This window comes from Actinotignum urinale DSM 15805, assembly GCF_000420445.1.
Taxonomy (GTDB): Bacteria; Actinomycetota; Actinomycetes; order Actinomycetales; family Actinomycetaceae; genus Actinotignum; species Actinotignum urinale.
This window is the reverse complement of record NZ_ATUY01000001.1, coordinates 151431-170358: the sequence shown is the minus strand read 5'-3', so window position 1 is coordinate 170358 and position 18928 is coordinate 151431. Positions and strand designations below refer to the sequence as shown.

15 protein-coding genes are annotated in these 18928 nt (G+C 51.4%); all 15 read left to right on the top strand.

The features are described 5' to 3' along the window. Nucleotides 1-2: 2 nt before the first annotated feature. The 15 genes from G445_RS0100775 (at nucleotide 3) to dnaE (ending at nucleotide 18875) form a co-directional block, all read left to right on the top strand. On the top strand, nucleotides 3-1571 hold the full coding sequence (locus G445_RS0100775; protein WP_306718260.1) for a UDP-N-acetylmuramoyl-tripeptide--D-alanyl-D-alanine ligase: 1569 nt from the start codon (nucleotides 3-5) through the stop codon (nucleotides 1569-1571). Next, nucleotides 1571-2656 (top strand): phospho-N-acetylmuramoyl-pentapeptide-transferase, encoded by a 1086-nt coding sequence (gene mraY, locus G445_RS0100770; RefSeq protein WP_022865670.1) that lies wholly within the window; start codon nucleotides 1571-1573, stop codon nucleotides 2654-2656. Before G445_RS0100775 ends, mraY begins: the two co-directional genes overlap by 1 nt. Then, nucleotides 2638-4176: a UDP-N-acetylmuramoyl-L-alanine--D-glutamate ligase gene (gene murD / locus G445_RS08900; RefSeq protein WP_051126966.1), complete on the top strand. Its 1539-nt coding sequence runs from the start codon at nucleotides 2638-2640 to the stop codon at nucleotides 4174-4176. Before mraY ends, murD begins: the two co-directional genes overlap by 19 nt. 132 nt (nucleotides 4177-4308) lie before the next feature. Further along, nucleotides 4309-5763 carry a peptidoglycan glycosyltransferase FtsW gene (locus G445_RS0100760; RefSeq protein WP_022865668.1) on the top strand — a complete coding sequence of 485 codons (1455 nt, stop codon included), beginning with the start codon at nucleotides 4309-4311 and terminating at the stop codon, nucleotides 5761-5763. Then, nucleotides 5760-6857, top strand: coding sequence for an undecaprenyldiphospho-muramoylpentapeptide beta-N-acetylglucosaminyltransferase (gene murG, locus G445_RS0100755; protein ID WP_022865667.1), 1098 nt, complete (start codon nucleotides 5760-5762; stop codon nucleotides 6855-6857). The genes G445_RS0100760 and murG overlap by 4 nt, the downstream gene beginning before the upstream one ends. After that, nucleotides 6850-8322: a UDP-N-acetylmuramate--L-alanine ligase gene (locus G445_RS0100750; RefSeq protein ID WP_022865666.1), complete on the top strand. Its 1473-nt coding sequence runs from the start codon at nucleotides 6850-6852 to the stop codon at nucleotides 8320-8322. The genes murG and G445_RS0100750 overlap by 8 nt, the downstream gene beginning before the upstream one ends. After that, nucleotides 8319-9419: a cell division protein FtsQ/DivIB gene (locus G445_RS0100745; protein ID WP_022865665.1), complete on the top strand. Its 1101-nt coding sequence runs from the start codon at nucleotides 8319-8321 to the stop codon at nucleotides 9417-9419. Before G445_RS0100750 ends, G445_RS0100745 begins: the two co-directional genes overlap by 4 nt. A gap of 321 nt (nucleotides 9420-9740) precedes the next feature. Continuing rightward, nucleotides 9741-10985, top strand: a complete 1245-nt coding sequence (ftsZ, locus tag G445_RS0100740) for a cell division protein FtsZ (RefSeq protein ID WP_026420824.1) — start codon at nucleotides 9741-9743, stop codon at nucleotides 10983-10985. A gap of 45 nt (nucleotides 10986-11030) precedes the next feature. Next, nucleotides 11031-11768, top strand: a complete 738-nt coding sequence (locus tag G445_RS0100735; RefSeq protein ID WP_026420823.1) for a polyphenol oxidase family protein — start codon at nucleotides 11031-11033, stop codon at nucleotides 11766-11768. Between the two features lie 53 nt (nucleotides 11769-11821). After that, nucleotides 11822-12235 (top strand): cell division protein SepF, encoded by a 414-nt coding sequence (locus G445_RS0100730; protein ID WP_022865664.1) that lies wholly within the window; start codon nucleotides 11822-11824, stop codon nucleotides 12233-12235. Continuing rightward, nucleotides 12232-12522 carry a YggT family protein gene (locus G445_RS0100725; RefSeq protein WP_022865663.1) on the top strand — a complete coding sequence of 97 codons (291 nt, stop codon included), beginning with the start codon at nucleotides 12232-12234 and terminating at the stop codon, nucleotides 12520-12522. The genes G445_RS0100730 and G445_RS0100725 overlap by 4 nt, the downstream gene beginning before the upstream one ends. A 257-nt stretch (nucleotides 12523-12779) precedes the next feature. Then, complete coding sequence (locus G445_RS0100720; RefSeq protein WP_022865662.1) at nucleotides 12780-13358, top strand: DivIVA domain-containing protein; 579 nt, start codon at nucleotides 12780-12782, stop codon at nucleotides 13356-13358. Nucleotides 13359-13442: 84 nt separating this feature from the next. Further along, entirely contained in the window at nucleotides 13443-14027 is a 585-nt protein-coding gene (gene lspA, locus G445_RS08895) for a signal peptidase II (protein WP_022865661.1), read from the top strand. Continuing rightward, on the top strand, nucleotides 14020-14946 hold the full coding sequence (locus G445_RS0100710) for an RluA family pseudouridine synthase (protein WP_022865660.1): 927 nt from the start codon (nucleotides 14020-14022) through the stop codon (nucleotides 14944-14946). The genes lspA and G445_RS0100710 overlap by 8 nt, the downstream gene beginning before the upstream one ends. 395 nt (nucleotides 14947-15341) lie before the next feature. Further along, nucleotides 15342-18875 carry a DNA polymerase III subunit alpha gene (dnaE, locus tag G445_RS0100705; protein ID WP_022865659.1) on the top strand — a complete coding sequence of 1178 codons (3534 nt, stop codon included), beginning with the start codon at nucleotides 15342-15344 and terminating at the stop codon, nucleotides 18873-18875. Nucleotides 18876-18928: the final 53 nt, after the last annotated feature.

The window sequence follows — 18928 nt, the reverse complement described above, 5'->3', positions numbered from 1 at the left end:
AGATGAGTCTTTGCTGGGTGGCGGGCGAAAGTGGTGGTGTTCTTCCAGTATCTGAAGCAGATACGGATATTGTGTGTGGTGTTGTTACGGATACGTCGAAGATTACACCGGGTGTTATTTTTGCCGCGATTAAAGGCGAGCGTGTGGACCCCAATATTTTTGCGGGAAAGGCACTGGAATCGGGGGCTGTGGCGATATTGAGCGCGAATCCCGAGTTGGCTTATGAGAATGGCGCGCCGAAGGAGCGTGTCATATGCGTGGAAGATGTTCCGAAAGCATTAGGGAAGATTGCGCGCGCGAATATAGATGCCGTGCGAGAGGTGAACCCGAATTTTCGTGTAATTGGCGTAACTGGTAGCGTTGGTAAAACGACGACGAAGGACTTGCTGGCGTCCATTATGGAAGCCCGGGGGGAAGTTGTTGCGCCGCCGGGGTCGCTCAATAATGAAATTGGGATGCCGCTTACGGCGCTACGTGTTGGTGCCGATACGAATACTTTGGTGTCCGAAATGGGCGCGGATAATCTGGGCAATATTGAATATTTGACCTCTATTGCCACTCCCGATGTTGCGGTTGTGTTGGCTGTTGCGCATGCTCATGTGGGTGAGTTTGGCGGTATTGAGAACGTTGCGAAGGCGAAGTCTGAGCTGGTGGCGAATATGAGGCCGGGCGGAACGGCAGTTTTGAATGCCGATGATCCGCGTGTGGCTGCCATGGCTGATATGACGGGGGAGCGAGTCCTCATGTTTTCAGCTTCGGGGAACGGCGATATTGTGGCGAGCAATTGTGAGCTAGATGCCCGCGGCCGCTCGCAGTTTCTCCTTTCCACCCCGGCATGGTCCGCTCCCGTCCATCTCGGCCTCGTCGGCGCGCACCACGTGAGCAATGCACTCGCGGCCGCTGCTGCGTCGTGCGCCCTCGGCGTCGAAAAATCTCACGTCGTCGCTGCGCTAGCCAACGGTCCTGCCTCACCTCACCGCATGGATGTGTGGGAGCGAGCAGGGGTTACCGTTATTGATGATTCCTATAACGCTAATCCGGAGTCGATGCGCGCGGGCATTGAGGCTTTGGGCGTGCTGGGGAAGGGCCGGCGAAAGATTGCGCTTCTTGGGGACATGCTGGAGCTTGGCGAGGAGTCCGTGGCAGCTCATGCGGGGCTTTTAGAGCCGTTGCGCGCCGCTGGTGTGGAGTGTGTTATTGCCGTTGGGGAGCAAATGCGTTTCCTTGCCGAGGCCGCGCGCGTCGCCTCTCTCGCCGATTCACCCGCCGACTCCGCCCACACACCGCGCGCCACTACCGAAGTTGTAGCGCGCGCTTCTGATGAACTTTCGGCACGCGCCGAATCGTGCGTCGCCTCTCTCGCCTATTCACCCGCCGAACCGGACGTCACATCGCGCCCCGCCCAAAACGCCGATTCACCCACCCTACCAATCCACTGCATTCATGTGGGTGCGTGGGATAAGGCTTTAGACCAAATTACAGGTATGATAGTCAAAGGTGATGTGTTACTCATCAAAGGTTCACACGGTTCTGGCGTGTGGAGAATTGCCGATACATTGAAGGACGATTAATGCTGGCTTTGCTTGTTGCTTTTGCGGTGTCGTTACTGGCAACCTTGGCGGGAACACCATTACTTATTCGAGTTTTGGTTAAGAAGCAGTTCGGTCAGTTTATCCGTCAGGACGGTCCCACCTCGCATCAAACGAAGCGTGGAACACCGACTATGGGCGGTTTGATTATTATTTTCGCTGTGATTCTCGCGTATGTCGTCGCGAATATTGTGGCAAAAAGGATTCCCGGAACGTCAGGAATTTTGCTTCTCGGCCTCATGGTTGGCATGGGCGGAGTCGGCTTTGCCGACGATTTCACAAAGATTTCTAAGAAGCAATCTCTGGGGCTGACCCCGTGGGCAAAGATAATCGGCTTGGGAATTGTAGGAATTTCCTTCTCGATACTTTCCCTTCTTTTCCCGAATGAAAATAACCTTACCCCGGCCTCAACATCGCTGTCCTTCGTACGCGATACTCGCATAAGCCTTGCCTTTGCCGGAACTATCGTCGCGGTCATTCTTTTCATTATTTGGTCGAATTTCCTCTTAACCGCGTGGTCAAACGCCGTGAATCTCACGGACGGCTTAGATGGTTTATCGACGGGCGCCTCCATTATCGCCTTTGGCGTCTACACTTACATCACCATGTGGCAAACGAATCATGTGTGCCTTGGCCTTATTGATGCAGCGCCGGGCTGTTATGCCATACGTGATCCGCGCGATCTCAATATTATTGCTGTTGCCATGGTGGGATCCCTCATTGGTTTCCTCTGGTGGAACACCTCCCCGGCCCAGATTTTTATGGGGGACACGGGTTCTCTCGCCATCGGCGGAGTCTTCGCCGGTTTCTCCATCTACACCCACACTGAGTTCCTTGCCATTCTCATCGGCGGGCTCTATCTTCTTGAAGTCATGAGCGACGTTATCCAGGTGGGCGTCTTTAAACTGAAACGTAAACGTGTCTTTAAAATGGCACCCATCCATCATCATTTTGAACTCAAAGGGTGGAAAGAAGTTACCGTGGTTGTCCGTTTTTGGATTATTCAAGCCATGTGTGGCTTCCTCGCACTCGGTATTTTCTACGGAGAATGGTTGACTCACCGATGATTGATCACGCTACACTCACACGCCCAGGAATTCAGGATTTTGCAGGGAAAAGAGTAGCGGTTGTTGGTTTAGGCAAATCGGGTGTTGCCAGTCTTGAAGCCCTCACGTCCTTTACTGATGCCCGTGTTTCTGCCTGGGATGCCTCCATGGCAACTTTAGCTAAAATCGCCCATCTTCCTTTAGCGACGGCTGGAAGCGACACAAATGCTGAAGAGCTAGCCGAAAAAGTCCTTGCATGGCGCCCGGATATGGTGATTCCTGCCCCAGCTATTCCAGAAATTGGCCCCCTATTCAAGCTGTGCAAGGTTAACGGAATTGAGATGGCTTCGGAAATCGAACTTGCCTGGCGTCTTCGCGCAATCGACGCGCAGGGAAACTGGGCGCCGTGGCTGTGCGTGACAGGCACAAACGGTAAAACAACAACCGTCACCATGGCCGCTTCGATACTACAAGCCGCAGGGCTTGGCGCCCAGCCCCTAGGGAACGTCGGAAATCCCGCGATTACAGAGATAACGAAAACCGGCCTGGACGCCCAAAGTGCCTTTGCACTGGAACTCTCCTCATTCCAGTTACGTACCACTCACACCATGCAACCCCACGCATCTATTTGCATGAATATTGCGGACGACCACCTCGAATGGCACGGCTCTTTCCCGGCGTATCAGGCAGCGAAATCTCGCGTCTATCGCAACGTGCATACGGCATGTGTGTACCCTATCGGCAACAGTACCATTCAGCATATGGTTGATGAAGCAGATGTTATTGAAGGTGCGCGAGCCATCGGTATTACCTTAGGCATACCGAGCGTGGGGAGCATTGGTATCGTCGAAGATCTTATTGTGGATCGAGCATACGGGAAAAAGCGCTGGAAGTCTGCGGAAGTGTTGCTTGACCTCAACGATCTTCACCATCTCGCGCCTTCCGGAAAAATTCCAGAACATATCGTGTGGGATACTTTGGCGGCATGTGCCCTAACACGGAGTCTAGGTATCAGCCCCCAACATATTCACGACGGTTTAGTTGCCATGAATCCAGGAAAACATCGTATTGAATTAATTGATACGGTTCGTGGGGTTCGATATGTGGACGATTCGAAGGCAACGAATGCTCACGCAACACTTGCCTCTATTTCAGCCCAACCGCCGGGTTCTGTTGTGTGGATTGCGGGCGGGCTTGCGAAAGGGGCACGTTTTACACATCTCGTCGACGAAATTCACAACCATCTTCGAGCAGTCGTTGTTATTGGGAAGGACCAGGAGCCGTGGCATGAGGCTTTGGATGGCAGAAATATTCCGACTGTCTACATTCCTGGAGATTCCCTGAACCCTATGGATGACGCAGTGCGAACTTGTGCCACATTGGCTCAAGGCGGTGATACCGTTCTCTTAGCGCCTGCGAGTGCATCCATGGATCAGTTCACGTCTTACGCAGATCGAGGTAATAAGTTTGCTGAGGCAGTGAAAAGGATTGCTGCGTCTGTCGCACAACCGATAACGTCGCCGGATAACCGGGCAACGTAACGGGTTGAGCGGGGACATGGACGTCAAACGCAGAAGCAGGGGATAAATAAAGCAAGCTAAAACGGTAGCCCATAGTGACTACGCCAGTACAAGCTAGTGTGATACAGGTGTGCAACAGGAGGGGAGTTCGTCGTGACACCACCATCCACGTCGTTCTTTACCGACGAAAAGGACGGAACAGTCAGACAGCATAATGAGAAGAAACCCGCTGACACCAACACCGAACAAACGAATAAAGTTTCGGGAAAACTGGTAGAGACAACGTCCCCAAACCTCGCACAACAAAATGAGGGCAACTCAGGCAGGGCAACACAACCACGCAAAAAAGCCTCACCTTTGGCGTCCAAGAAAAACGCGAAAAAAACCGCCCCGAATGAGCCGGAGGAAGAACGAGTTCGTGAAATCATGTATCAGCCCATTATTGGGTTGATTATTTCGGCGAGCATCCTCACCCTTCTTGGGCTCCTTATGGTGTATTCGGCCCTCACTCCCGGGGCTGTGCGTAGCCAATATACGGGGACGGGGCATACATTCCGTACCGCATATATGCAGATTGCCTACGCGGGGATTGGAATTATTGGCGCCTGGATTGCTACACGCATTAATTTCCGCTTTTTTGAAAAATGGGCCTGGTATTTATACTGGGCGGCAATCGCTTTGCAGCTTCTTGTTCTCTCGCCCCTAGGTGTTTCTGTTGCCGGTAATCGAAACTGGGTGGGGTATGGTGCTATCCGTATCCAGCCTTCTGAGTTCCTTAAACTCGCGATGATTCTTGTGTTGGCGACTTCGATGGCGAAGTTGCCAACCGTAACCAGGAAAAACTTTGAATTCAGTGAGTGGAAGAATGTTTTTATTGCTGTTGGTGGCGCACTTGTGGCGGTGATGGCTGGTTTTGATATGGGTACAGCCACGATTTTCTCCCTTATCGCTATAGGGATGATCTGGCTGGCAGGTTTTCCTCGACGCTGGCTTTTCTTAGTTGCTGTTCTCGGCGCACTTGTGGCCGCCATTTTCGTTGCCTCAAGTACATCACGTTTGGCGCGCGTGACAGACTTCTTCGAAAATATTTTCTATCTTCCCAACGATTTTGATCCGTCCCAGTCAGATTTTGCGTTGTGGGCTTTCGGATCGGGCGGTCTTGGAGGTAGCGGGCTAGGAACCGGTGTGGAAAAGTGGCCCGGGAATCTTGCCGAAGCACACACTGATTTTATTTTTGCCGTCGTCGGTGAAGAACTCGGGTTCTTCGGATGTATTGTCATTATCGCCATGTTCGTGCTGATGGCGTGGTCTCTCCTACGCATGTGCATTTTCCATCCCCGTAAAGGTGCTCGTTTCTTTATGGCGGGGGCTCTGCTGTGGTTGTGCGGGCAAGGGCTTATTAATATGCTCGTCGTGACATCCATGCTCCCGGTTTTCGGGGTTCCTTTGCCTTTGATGAGTCAGGGCGGTTCTTCAGTTATTTCATGTTTGGCGACGGTAGGCATATGCATTAGCGCAGCGCGTGATGTTCCCGGTGTTAAAGAATCATTTAAACGTTCAGGTAGTCTTGTTAAGCGAGCAAGAGCTGTTATCAGGAGGAATCCGTGAATATTGTGTTAGCTGCCGGTGGGACGGCGGGGCATGTTAACCCTATGCTTGCAACAGCACTTGAGTTGCGCAAACGCGGGCACAATGTTGTGGCGGTGGGGACACCCGGCGGTATGGAAAAAGAGCTTGTGGAAGCTACAGGGATTGAGTTCCATACGGTTCAGCGTGCCCCTTTTCCGAGGCGCCCCAATAAGGACGCCCTGCGTTTTCCCGTGAATTATCCTCGTGCCGTGCGCCAGGCCATGAAAATTTTGAAAAAAGCGCAGGCAGATGTTGCGGTAGGTTTTGGTGGTTTCGCATCCACTCCAATCTATAGGGCTGCGCGCCGGTTGGGGATTCCCTACGTGGTCCATGAGCAAAACGCACTGCCGGGAATGGCAAATAAATTCGGTGCGCGCCACGCGGCCGCCGTGGGGTTAACCTTCCCCTCCACGCCACTTCATGCCAAAAACGGGGAAACAAAAACTGTGGGATTGCCTTTGCGTCCAGCCGTCGCTACCCTCACTCAGGCGGATGAACGCCACAAGGCACGAGGAAGTGCCGCGCAGAAACTGGGGTTGAATCCGTCCCTTCCCACCCTTGTTATTACGGGAGGAAGTTTAGGCGCCCAACACATTAATGAGGTAATGTCCAAAGGTGCCCATGCCCTTGATTCACGAGGTATCCAGGTTCTTCACCTGACAGGACAAGGAAAAGATGAGCCTGTGCGTGAAGTAATTCGCGGAACAAAAAATTATCACGTTATTCCCTACCTGACGGAAATGGAAGATGCTTATGCGTGTGCAGATCTTATTATCTGCCGTGCTGGGGCCGGAACCGTTGCAGAAGTAACAGCTCTGGGAATTCCAGCAATTTTCATTCCTTTGCCCATTGGTAACGGAGAACAGGCGTTAAACGCTAAGGATGTTGTGGAACGACGCGGGGCAATTCTCATCCCTAACGAAGCCTTTACGCAACGATCCCTGGCTTCGATTATGGATCTGGTACGTGATCAAGAAACGTTGAATAAAATGTCGCGGGTATCGGCTTCCATTTCTCCGGCAAACGGTGCCCAACAACTTGCTGATGTGATTGAGGATACTGCGAATGCATAACACCGAAATAGCGCCATACAGCGCCTTCTATCTTATTGGTATGGGCGGGGCAGGAATGTCTGTGGTTGCCGAGCTTCTTCTTGCCGAAGGGTTCACGGTTGCCGGCTCCGATATGCATGATTCTTTGCGTCTGGGCGAATTGCATAGCAAGGGCGCCACCGTTTTTATTGGACAACGCGTTTGCCATGTGCCAGCCGGGTATGTCGTCGTCGTATCTACTGCGATTAAGGATGATAACCCCGATTTGGCAGGTGCGCGCGCCCAGGGAAACACGGTAATCCACCGTTCCCAAGCCCTCGCATTCGCATGTGGTGGCCGTGATTTTGTGGCGGTTGCCGGAGCACACGGAAAAACAACAACGAGTGGCATGATTGCCTGCGCTTTGGCTTTCGCCGGTTCGGACCCTTCCTGGGCAATCGGCAGCTCGATTGCGGGTTTGGGTAGCGGGGGACACCTGGGCAAAGGTGGCGTTTTCGTTGCCGAAGCTGACGAATCCGATGGCAGTTTCCTCAACTACAGCCCGCGCGTCAGTCTTGTCACCAACGTTGAACCCGACCACCTGGATCATTACGGGAGCCGTGAAGCCTTTGAAGAAGTTTTTGTGGAGTTTTCTAGGAGGCTAGTATCCGGTGGGGTACTTATTGTGTGTTCCGACGACGACGGTGCGCGCCGCCTCGGCATGCACGCAGTGAAGGATAATCTTCGCGTGATTAGCTACGGACGCGGGCAAGGCGTGCCCGGCGCAGAAAAACATGTGCTGTTACGCGACGCTGGGAGCCACACCCGCGGGCAAGGAAACGGTGCGGGATATTGCGATGTGAGCAATTCGGGAAAGGATACGGGAAGCGACGCTCGTAGTGGCGAAGGGAACTGTAGCACCATTGTGGAGGGTTTCCGCGAGGTGCCCCTAAAGCTCAACGTTCCCGGCCACCACAATGAATTGAACGCCGTCGGTGCCTGGGCTGTTGGTGTGGAACTTGGTGTGCATCCCGAAACTATGGCGAAAGGCTTGGAAACTTTCCGAGGCACCGGGCGTCGTTTCGAATGGAAGGGTGAAGTTGGCGGAATTTCTGTCTTTGACGATTACGCGCACCACCCCACAGAAGTTGCCGCAACCCTCCAGGCTGCACGCGAAAAAGCAGGCGAAGGGCGAGTTCTCGTTGTATTTCAGCCACACCTGTATTCACGCACCAGGGCTTTTGCGAAAGAATTCGCAAAAGCCCTGGAAACAGCCGACGTCGCAATTGTTGCGGGAGTCTATGGCGCTCGCGAACAACCCTTTGACGGCATTGAAGGCTCAACAATCACGGATAACATGGCGCACGGTCGCTTCATTCCCGACCGTTTCGAGGCAGGCCTAGCGCTTCTTGAGCAGGCGAGGCCGGGGGATATTGTGCTCACCATGGGTGCGGGAGATATTACCGACGTTGCCCCGATCCTTGTAGAAAGGCTTGAGCGCAGATGAGAGTTCCCCGCAGAGGTTCGACGGGATCCGGTTCGCGTGGCGAAAGACGACGAGACCCCCGGTCACATGACGGCCACCGTCGCTCTGAATCGTACGGTGGCAAGAACGCCGAAGAACGCAAACTGGACGGCGCCCACGCTTCCCGTAAACGCGAAGAGGAAGAGCGCCACGCTCCTTCACCGCAACATTTTTCCGAAGAGAAACGAAAAACGAAGCACCGTGAGACACAGGTATCTCGCGGAAACCCCGTATCTCGCGAAAAACCCAGTGCCGTCACGGCCCCCATTACGTACGACTCGGAGGTTGTTACCGTCGCCAGTGTTTCGGCGGTAAGCGGACCTTCGTCGTCCCATAATATTGTGGACGTCGATACGCACCGTGACGAGAAAAAGGCGGAAAAGAAACGAGTTTTCCGTCGTAAAGGTATGCGCATTTTTGTTGCCCTACTCCTTGTCGCTACGGTTATCTGGTGTATTTTCTTTAACCCGTTGTGGGGATTGGACCGTCGTAATATTACCGTGGTGGGAATGGGGAAAGATTCCGTTGTCAGCGCAAAAGAAATCGCGGGTTTTGTGGGTAAAGATGAAGGGGTGCCAATCACACGGCTTTCTATGCGCACCATTGGGCAAGATGTGATGAATGTTTTTCCCGAGGTGAAGTTAGCGGAAGTGAGCAGATCATGGCGAAACGGGCTTCGCGTTAATTTGACCATGCGTACGCCTGTTGCGTGTATTGTGACCGCGAAAGGCTGTAGCGCAACAGATAGGGCCGGCTATATTTTCCCTGTGAAGGAAGAGATTGCGCGGAATTTGCCACGCATTGAGTTACCGCATGGCTCGGAAAAGAACCGTCAACAGAGCATTACCACGTCTGCGGTAGATGTGTTGGTGTCGTTAAACGCCCAGGTACGTGCTATGGTTTCGCGCATCACGGTTGATAAGAACGGGCGAGTAAGTTTGGTGTTGACCTCCGGAAAAACAGTGATTTGGGGAGATATGAGTCGCCCGGATATTAAATCTCAGGCTTTGAAAGCCTTGATTAATGAACCGGGGGCGACGATTGATATTTCCGAGCCCACCGCCGCCATTGTGCAATAATTAATATTTCCGCCACTACCGCCACACGGCGTGGGTAGTTTTTGCCAGGCTAATCGTGCACTAATTAATGTTTCCGCCACTACCGCCACAATTGTGCACTAAACGGCACAATTGTGTTGTAAAAACACGTTCACACATTTCGCGTAGCCTAGATGATGATTCACGGGCGGTCTCAACCTTAGCCTCATCTGGCGACATTTTCGTAACAATTCAGACACGCCGTAAAAAGGAATTGCATAGATGTAATTATCGTAATATCTTATCCGCGAAGTCAGAGATAAAAATCCTCAAGTTCTACTTGAAGGTTTGAGAGGAAGAGATATGATTCCATTAAATAATGCAGCAAATATTAAGGTCATCGGCGTCGGTGGCGGTGGCGTTAATGCTGTTGATCGAATGATTCAGGACGGATTGGCAGGCGTGGAATTCATTGCGGTGAATACCGATGGTCAGTCCCTCCTCAAATCAGAAGCAGAAACAAAACTTGATATTGGGCAAAACGTTTCCAGGGGTCTTGGCGCGGGTGCCGATCCCTCCGTCGGAAAGCGTGCTGCCGAAGAAAATATTGAATTTATTCAAAGCGCCCTTGACGGTGCAGACATGGTTTTTGTCACCGCAGGTGAAGGTGGCGGAACCGGAACGGGTGCTGCTCCCGTCGTCGCAAAAGTAGCTCGTGAACTTGGCGCGCTCACCGTTGGTGTTGTTACACGTCCCTTCGAATTCGAGGGTGCCCAGCGCGCAAACAATGCCGCCATGGGTATTGCCGAACTTCGCCAGGCAGTTGACACTCTTATTGTGATTCCTAACGATCGTCTCCTCGAAATTTCTGAAGATGATTTGACGATTATCGAGGCCTACCACATGGCGGATGAAGTTCTGCGCTTTGGTGTGAAAGGAATCACCGACCTCATTACCATCCCCGGCCTTGTGAATCTCGACTTCGCGGATGTGAAGGCAATTATGAAGGATGCTGGAACAGCCATTATGGGTATCGGTGCCGCATCCGGTCCGGATCGTGCAATGCTCGCCACCGAAAGCGCCATTTCTTCCCCGCTTTTGGAAGCCTCCATCGAAGGTGCACACGGAGTGCTCATCAGCTACCAGGGTGGCGCCGATTTCGGTATGAAGGAACTTGCCAGCGCCTCCAAGCTCGTCCAAGAATCCGTCGATCCAAACGCCAATATTATTATCGGTATGATTATCGACGAAGCCCTTGGCGACGAAGTTCGCATCACCGTTATTGCGGCAGGTTTCGACGAGAACAAAGATCCTCTCCTTGGTAGTGGAGATAAGGCGGCAGAAGCCCCGCAGGCACCTGTCATGGCTGAAGAGCCGGTATCTCCGGCACCCGCTCTCGCACAAGAACCACAGCCGACGTCTCACGCATCAACACAACGTACCGAAACTCGGACGGTTCCGCATTCCTACGACGATGACATTATTAGTCCGGCGTTCCCCGTTGCCGCTGCCGAGGAAGCACCTCGCGCACGCCGTGCGGTGCCCAATACCCAGAAATCGACACGTTCCGATTTGGACATTCCCAGTTTCCTGTTTGAGGAGAATTAATCTGTGAGGAGTGGCGCTTCACCCCATTTTGATTGGGTGGTTGACATGGATGTTCCATCGGGGCACATTCGTGCAGGCTTTACGACCAGGTGGGGAGGTGTGTCCAGTGAACCCTATGACGATTTCAATCTTGGATATCATGTGGGAGATAATCCTCGTTATGTTCAAGAAAATCGATTCCGACTAGCTTCGCTCCTGGGTGTTATGCCAGTTTTTATGGATCAGGTTCACAAAGACCGTCTCGATAATGCTGATTTTCTGACTTCTCAGCAGATTGGTGAAGCGCCCGCTACGGACGGCCTGCTCATTGGCGTACATGACATTAAAGTTCGCCACTGTGCAGCTGCCGTCATGGTAGCGGATTGCATTCCTCTCATTCTTGTGGCCAGCGACAGGCCGGCAGGTGCCGTCGTCCATGTGGGAAGAAAAGGGTTGTTGGCGCATATTGCAACAAAAGCCGTTCAAGCCCTGGGTAACCCCGAGAATTTGACCGCATATCTCGGTCCTTCCATTTGCGGAAAATGCTATGAAGTTCCCCGGAATATGCAAGAAGAATCGGCTCGCCTCGCACCCGGTATTTCTTCGACGACATCGTGGGGGACACCCGCCTTGGATTTGCCATCGGCGCTGATTGCCCAATTGGCTCATGCTGGCGTGGGGAATGTTCATTCGTCGCCCGTATGCACGTTAGAATCGCCTGATTATTTTTCCTATCGGCGCAGTCAACGTACCGGACGATGTGCCGGCGTATTACATATTGAAGACTTTTCCGGCGTGTTTTGAGATAATTACACAGATGTCATTTACTTTTGACATAGGTATCTGAGGAGGAGACAATGAGTCTTTTGAAACGCTTTGTATCAAAAGCAACACTTAACGACGATTACGATCGTTACGACGATTCTTCGTACTATGATGACGAAGCATACGCGGAGGAAGATGAAATAGCTGTAACCGATCTACACGCGGTTGCTGAGCAGCCCGATATTTCCCGTATTTTAACGGCAAAACCTCGAACATTTAACGACATTCGCAGTTTTGCCGAGCAATATCGCCAAGGAATTCCCGTTATTGTGAATCTGTCTGAAACGGATGACGTGGTGAGGAACAGGATTGTCGATTTCGCAACAGGCATGTGCTTCGCACTTTATGGTCATTTCAGCCAAGTGTCCGAAGATGTTGTGCTTATGGTGCCACAATCAGTACGTTTAGAGAATCAGCGTTCTCAATCGCGTGATCACTTCTCATGATTGCCCTGGGAATAATTCTCACAACACTCGTTCGCCTCTATCTCATAGTTTTAGCGGGTCGAATAATTATTGATCTTGTTAGCTATGCGGCAAAAGATTGGGTTCCTCGTGGCTTTCTCCTCCTCGTGATAAACCTTATCTTTGCGATATCTGAACCACCCCTGGCACTTGTTCGGAAAATAATTCCGCATATGAGCTTCGGTGGAATATCGATAGCGTTAGAGGTAATAGTTGTCTATATGGGTTTGCAGTTACTTGATTGGGTTATTAGGCTCCTCATGTTCTAGCAACCGAATGGTCATGTGAAAAGCTGTATGCATAAAGCTGAGTACTCGTCGTTTATGGTTTTCGTCACTAAACGACGAGTATCTGTTTATTTTGACAAGTTAATGGCATTAAAACGATGGAAAAAACCTGAGTGACTTGAGTAAAATGGCACTCTTGTTGAAAAAGTTACTCATGAGACTTGTTTTTCGGGTACTCTTTTATCTAGAGGGTTTTTTAGCCCCATAATCACACGTATATAAAATAGTTGAGGTGACACATGGCAATGCTTACGGCACAGGATGTTATGGACATCCGCTTCAGGAGGCCGGCTACAGCCGATACCGGTTATGATGAAGATGAAGTCGATCGCTTCCTTGATGCTATCTATGAAACATTTGTAGAACTGGATAATAAACTTCAGGAAGCCGAGCATCGCGTAAAAGTCGCTGAAGCTCGAGTAACCGAACTTCAGGACGGGGAAGTGATTCAAGCCCCAGCTCCAGATTCTGTAGCAACAACCGCTTATCCAGAGCGTACTGCTGACGTTCCCGTGGGTGAACAGGCTGCAGCAGTTCTTCAACTGGCTCAGGAAACCTACGATCAGCTCGTTGCACGTGGCGAAGCTGAATCCGCCGCAAAGATTAACGAAGCCAATACTAAGAGTGCTCAAATTATTGCAGATGCCGAGGCTCAGCATAACCGCACTCTCGCACAGCTCGAACAGGAACGCGGAACGGTTGAACAAAAGATTTCCGAACTTCGCCAATACGAACGCGATTACCGAGGACGTCTGAACAGCTTCATCCAAGACTTCGCAGAGAAATTAAAGGGCGGTTCCGTAGAACCCGGCATGTAATATTGGTTTTAGCAGGGAGAATCGGTAGCTTCGGCTACCGATTCTTTCTATGAGCAACTTTTCTCAAGCAAGGAAAGAAATACTGTGGAAGTTCAGCAACGCTACCTTAAACCACTCTTAGGTGCTATCGTCATCGTTATCGTTGACTTTGCGAGTAAATGGTGGGCATATTATCATGTGAGCCCCCAGCAGACCACGCCCATTGTCGGTGATTTTATTGGTTTACGGCTCGTTTTTAATCCAGGTGCGGCTTTCTCTCTTGGTGAGAGTTTTACACGTGTTATTACAATCTTTGCGTTGCTCTTCGTTTTCGTTCTTATTCCATACCTTCTACGACGAATGCAGGGACGAATCAACCTTATTGCAATCACCCTGTTATGGGGCGGGGCTACCGGAAATCTTATTGATCGTCTTTTTTATGAACCGGGCTGGCTAGCCGGTCATGTTGTAGATTTTATTGCGTATTCTACGTGGTTTGTTGGAAATGTTGCGGATATTGCCATCACCATCGGCGCCGTTCTTCTCTTCTTTAGCTCTATTTCCTCCTCGAATACAAAAGAACAAAAGGCAACGTCGTCGATAAAAGAAGGTGAGAAAAACCCATTGGATACGAGCGTAGAAATTGTATCCAAGGAAAAGCCCGTGGATACGGAGAAAAGCGATGCGTGAAAAACGATACTATCCTGTACCGGATGCATTTAGCGATTCACGTATCGACAGCGTGATGGCCACGTTGACGGGATTATCACGCAGTACAGTTGCGAAACTTATTGAGGACGGCGAGGTTACAGCAGACGGGCAAGCCGTCACGAAATCAACCCGGGTGAGCGCAGGGCAGGTCCTCGAAATTATGATGCCTTCGCCACAGCGAGTCCAACCCATACAAAGCACTGAACCCATCCCGATTTTGTACGAGGATGCGGATCTCGTCGTCGTAAATAAACCTGCAGGGCTTGCAGCCCACCCATCCTTAAACTTCACTGGCGCGGATGTTCTAGGTGCTCTCATGACGTCGGGAGTGCAACTTTCCAGTTATGGACCGGCGGAACGAAAAGGAATTGTTCACCGCTTAGATGTGGGGACATCTGGATGCATGGTTGTTGCGAAATCTGAGCGGGCATATGTACTTCTCAAAAACGAGTTTCGGGATAGGGTTCCGGAAAAAATTTATCATGCGCTTGTTCAAGGACACCCAGACCCATCGAGGGGAACCATTGACGCACCTATTGGGCGCGATTACCGACACCAGTGGAAAATGGGAGTTAGGGAAGATGGGAGGCACTCCATTACGCATTACTCCACGCTGGAAGCGATGGCAGGCGGAAGCCTCCTGGAGGTCCATCTGGAAACCGGGCGTACCCACCAAATTCGTGTGCATATGAGCGCTGTCGGACACCCCTGCGTTGGAGACGCCATGTATGGCGCAGATCCAGGATTAGCGCAGAAGGTGAAACTTGACCGCCAATGGCTTCACGCGGTGCGACTCGGATTTGAACACCCCAACGGGGAATGGATGGAATTCACTTCGCCCTACCCGCCCGAACTGGACTACGCGCTAGAAACCATGCGTGGTGGCGTCTTTTCCTAGCGTCCTGGGAGGCCTACTTCAGTCAGGCGGTTTTCCGCCCCTTTCCGCCGTTTTTCCTAGTGCCACGGGTAGCGCGCCGTGAGTAGGCTCGGCTCGTCGCGCTATCCGCGTCTTTCCTAGTTTTGTTGAGTCTGTGGTGGCCACATCATGCGCTCTTGCTCGATTCGTTTCTTCTTTTTGGAACGACGGATACTGCGGGAGTGCTATTCATAGATCCACCAGGGGATTTACATCGGGGTATGTTGTTTTTACTTCGCTAGTTTTTCCCGTCAGGATATTATGCCTCTTTAAGATATAAGAATGGTGTGCTTGAGGGCTAGCGGAATGAAAATGAGTCCTAAATAGCGCGGGTGAGTCAATAGCCGATTGCCCCACCTGCCACTAAGATGGATTGCATGGCTCTACCTCAAGATTTTGCACACCTGCATGTCCACACGGAATATTCTCTCCTGGATGGCGCCTCAAAAATCAAACCCCTCGTTGCCCAGGCAAAAGCCCACGGACAATCCGCACTAGCCATCACCGATCACGGCTACTGCTTCGGAGCCTTTGAATTTTATAAAGAATGCACAAAGCAAGGAATTAAACCCATCATTGGGGTAGAAGCCTATATGACACCCGGAACCTCGCGTTTCGGACACGATAGAGTTTTGTGGGGCGATGAAACCCAACGAGCAGACGACGTCTCGGCTAGAGGTGCCTACACCCACATGACCCTCCTCGCCTACAACAACACCGGGATGCATAACCTATTCCGTCTCGATACACGTGCATCACTCGATGGCCAAATGGGGAAATGGCCACGCATGGATATGGAAATCCTCGAAGAATTCCATGAAGGACTTATTGGGACAGCAGGATGTCCCTCCGGGGAAGTCCAAACCCGAATCCGTCTCGGCCAAATGGATGAAGCCATCGAAGCCGCCGGAAAAATGCAGGACATTTTCGGCAAAGACAACTATTTCGTCGAAATTATGGATCACAACAACTCCATTGAACGACGAACACAACACGCCCTCATAGAACTCGCCAACAAAATTGGCGCACCCATTATCGCAACCAACGATTCCCACTACACCACCAAAGAAGACGCGGCCGTCCAAGACGCTATGCTTTGCATTAACTCCGGTTCCACCCTCCAAGATCCGGGACGTTTCAAATTCGACGGCGAAGGCTACCATCTGCGCTCCACGCAAGAAATGTATGAGCTCTTCAAGGATATTCCTGGCGCCATGGAAAACACGCTCAAAATAGCCGAACGATGCGAGATTAGCTTCACCACCGCAGAGCAAGGCGCAAACTACATGCCCGTTTTCCCCGTACCCGAAGGTCACGACGTCACCTCGTGGTTCATCAGTGAAGTAGAAAGCGGCCTTCACCGCCGATACGGTACAACAATTCCCGACGATGTTCGCAAGCGCGCTAACTATGAGGTTGATGTTATTATCCAAATGGGGTTCCCCGGATACTTCCTTGTTGTTGCCGATTACATTAACTGGGCAAAACGGCAGGGAATTCGCGTAGGGCCAGGGCGAGGTTCGGGAGCCGGTTCCATGGTCGCTTACTGCCTGGGTATTACGGAACTCGACCCAATCAAATACGGTCTCCTGTTTGAGCGCTTCCTTAACCCCGAACGAGTCTCCATGCCGGATATTGACGTCGATTTTGACGAACGCAGACGCGGAGAAGTCATTAGTTACGTCGAAAATAAATACGGGCACGATAAGGTTTCCCAGGTTGTTACGTTCGGAACAATTAAAACCAAGCAGGCGCTCAAAGATTCCGCGCGCGTTTTGGGATACCCCTTCGAAATGGGAGATAGGCTCACCAAGGCGCTTCCGCCCAGCGTAATGGGTAAAGATATTCCGCTCTCCGGCGTCATGGATAAGGAACACGAGCGTTACATGGAAGCCGGAGAATTCCGCGACCTTGTGACGGAAGATCCCGATGCGGGCAGAGTGTTTAACCTTGCCCAGGGGATTGAAGGGCTAACGCGCCAATGGGGAGTTCATGCCTGCGCGATTCTCATGAGTTCCGTGCCCCTCACGGACGTTATTCCGCTCATGAAACGCCCCTCAGACGGCGCGATTATTACCCAGTTTGAATACCCGGAATGTGAAGAACTGGGTATGTTGAAAATGGATTTCCTAGGATTATCAAATTTGACGACGATTGAGGACGCGCTCGAAAACATCGTCGCAAATAATAAAGAACCTCTGGATATTGATTCGGTGCCTTTGGATGATCCTGAAACCTTCGCCCTCGCACAACGCGCGGAAACCCTCGGAATTTTCCAGCTTGATGGAAGCGGAATGCGCACGCTTCTCAAACAGATGAAACCAACAGAATTTGACGATCTTTCCGCGGTATCCGCCCTCTACCGTCCAGGGCCAATGGGAATGAACTCTCACACCAACTATGCCTTGCGTAAAAACGGGCTACAAAAAATCGATTCCATTCACCCCGAACTGCAAGAAATCCTGGAACCTATTTTGGCGCCAACATACGGCCTCATCGTGTATCAGGAACAAATCATGGAGATTGCCCGAACCGTGGCTGGCTTCACTATGGGGCAGGCGGATTCTTTACGTAAAGGCATGGGTAAAAAGCAAAAAGATGTGATGGACAAAATGTATGTGTCCTTCGAAGAGGGCATGAGGGCTAAAGGGTTTAGTGAAGACGCGGTGACAACACTATGGGGAACTATGGAGCCTTTCGCCTCCTACGCGTTTAACAAGTCTCATTCGGCGTGCTATGCGCTCATATCTTACTGGACAGCCTATTTGAAGGCGCATTATCCCGTAGAATATATGGCCGCTTTGCTCACTTCACGCCAGGATAACAAGGATAAACTCGCGCTCTATTTGGGCGAGGCACACCGCATGGGAATTAACGTGCTCGTACCAGACGTGAATGAATCTTTAGCGAACTTTTCCGCCGTGGGGGAGGAAATCCGATTCGGGCTTTCTGCCGTGCGCAATGTGGGAGCAAAAGTCGTGGACGGCATTTTGGGCGCTCGCGAAAAGAAAGGACGTTTCGAGAGTTTCCAGGACTTCCTCGATAAGGTTCCCTTAGAGGTTTTGAACAAGCGTAGCGTGGAATGTTTGGTACGCGCAGGTGCCTTCGATTCCATGGGGTATTCGCGGCGAGGCTTGCTTTCCGTGGTGGGGGAGGCGATTGATGCTGTATCGTCGCGAAAAAAGAATGAGGCGATAGGGCAGTTTGATCTTTTTGGCGGGACGGTTGTTGCCGATAGCGTTGAGGTCAATATTCCCGATATTCCCGAGTGGGACAAGAAGGAGAAACTGAACCTGGAACGCGACATGTTGGGGTTGTATGTATCGGATCATCCGCTGTCGGGAATTGAACATATTTTGAACCGTGCCGCGGATACGACGGTTGTGAAACTCATGAATGAGGACACGATTCCCGACGGGCAAACCGTGGCTTTAGCGGGCCTGATTACCCAGGTGAATACTCGTATTTCGAAAAAGACCGGCAAAATGTGGGCGACGGTTGTGCTGGAAGATTTGACGGGAAGTACGGAGATTTTGTTCTTTCCGCAAACCTATCAAACTGTTGCGGGGCTCCTGGTTGAAGATCAGGTGGCAATCATTCATGCCCGGGTGAGCGATCGGGACGGAAATATTCAGTTGGCTGCACGGGATATGCAGTTACCTGGCGATGATCTCCTTCCAGATTCACCTATTGACGTGGTTTTGATGGAACGAATGTGCACGTCTGATATAATGAATAGACTGTCTGACCTGTTGCGTAGCTATCCGGGAAGCTCACCGGTACGTCTTCATATTCAAGGACAACATAAAACAACCGTGGTTCAAGTATCTCAGGATTTTTACGTTAACTCTCAGACGGGTCTTTTCTCTGATTTGAAAGTTTTGTTGGGCAGGCATTGTATCGTGGGATAACGGGTTGGTGTGGCGCGTGCAATAGGCCGTGGGTGGCACGGAAAAAGTTTGGT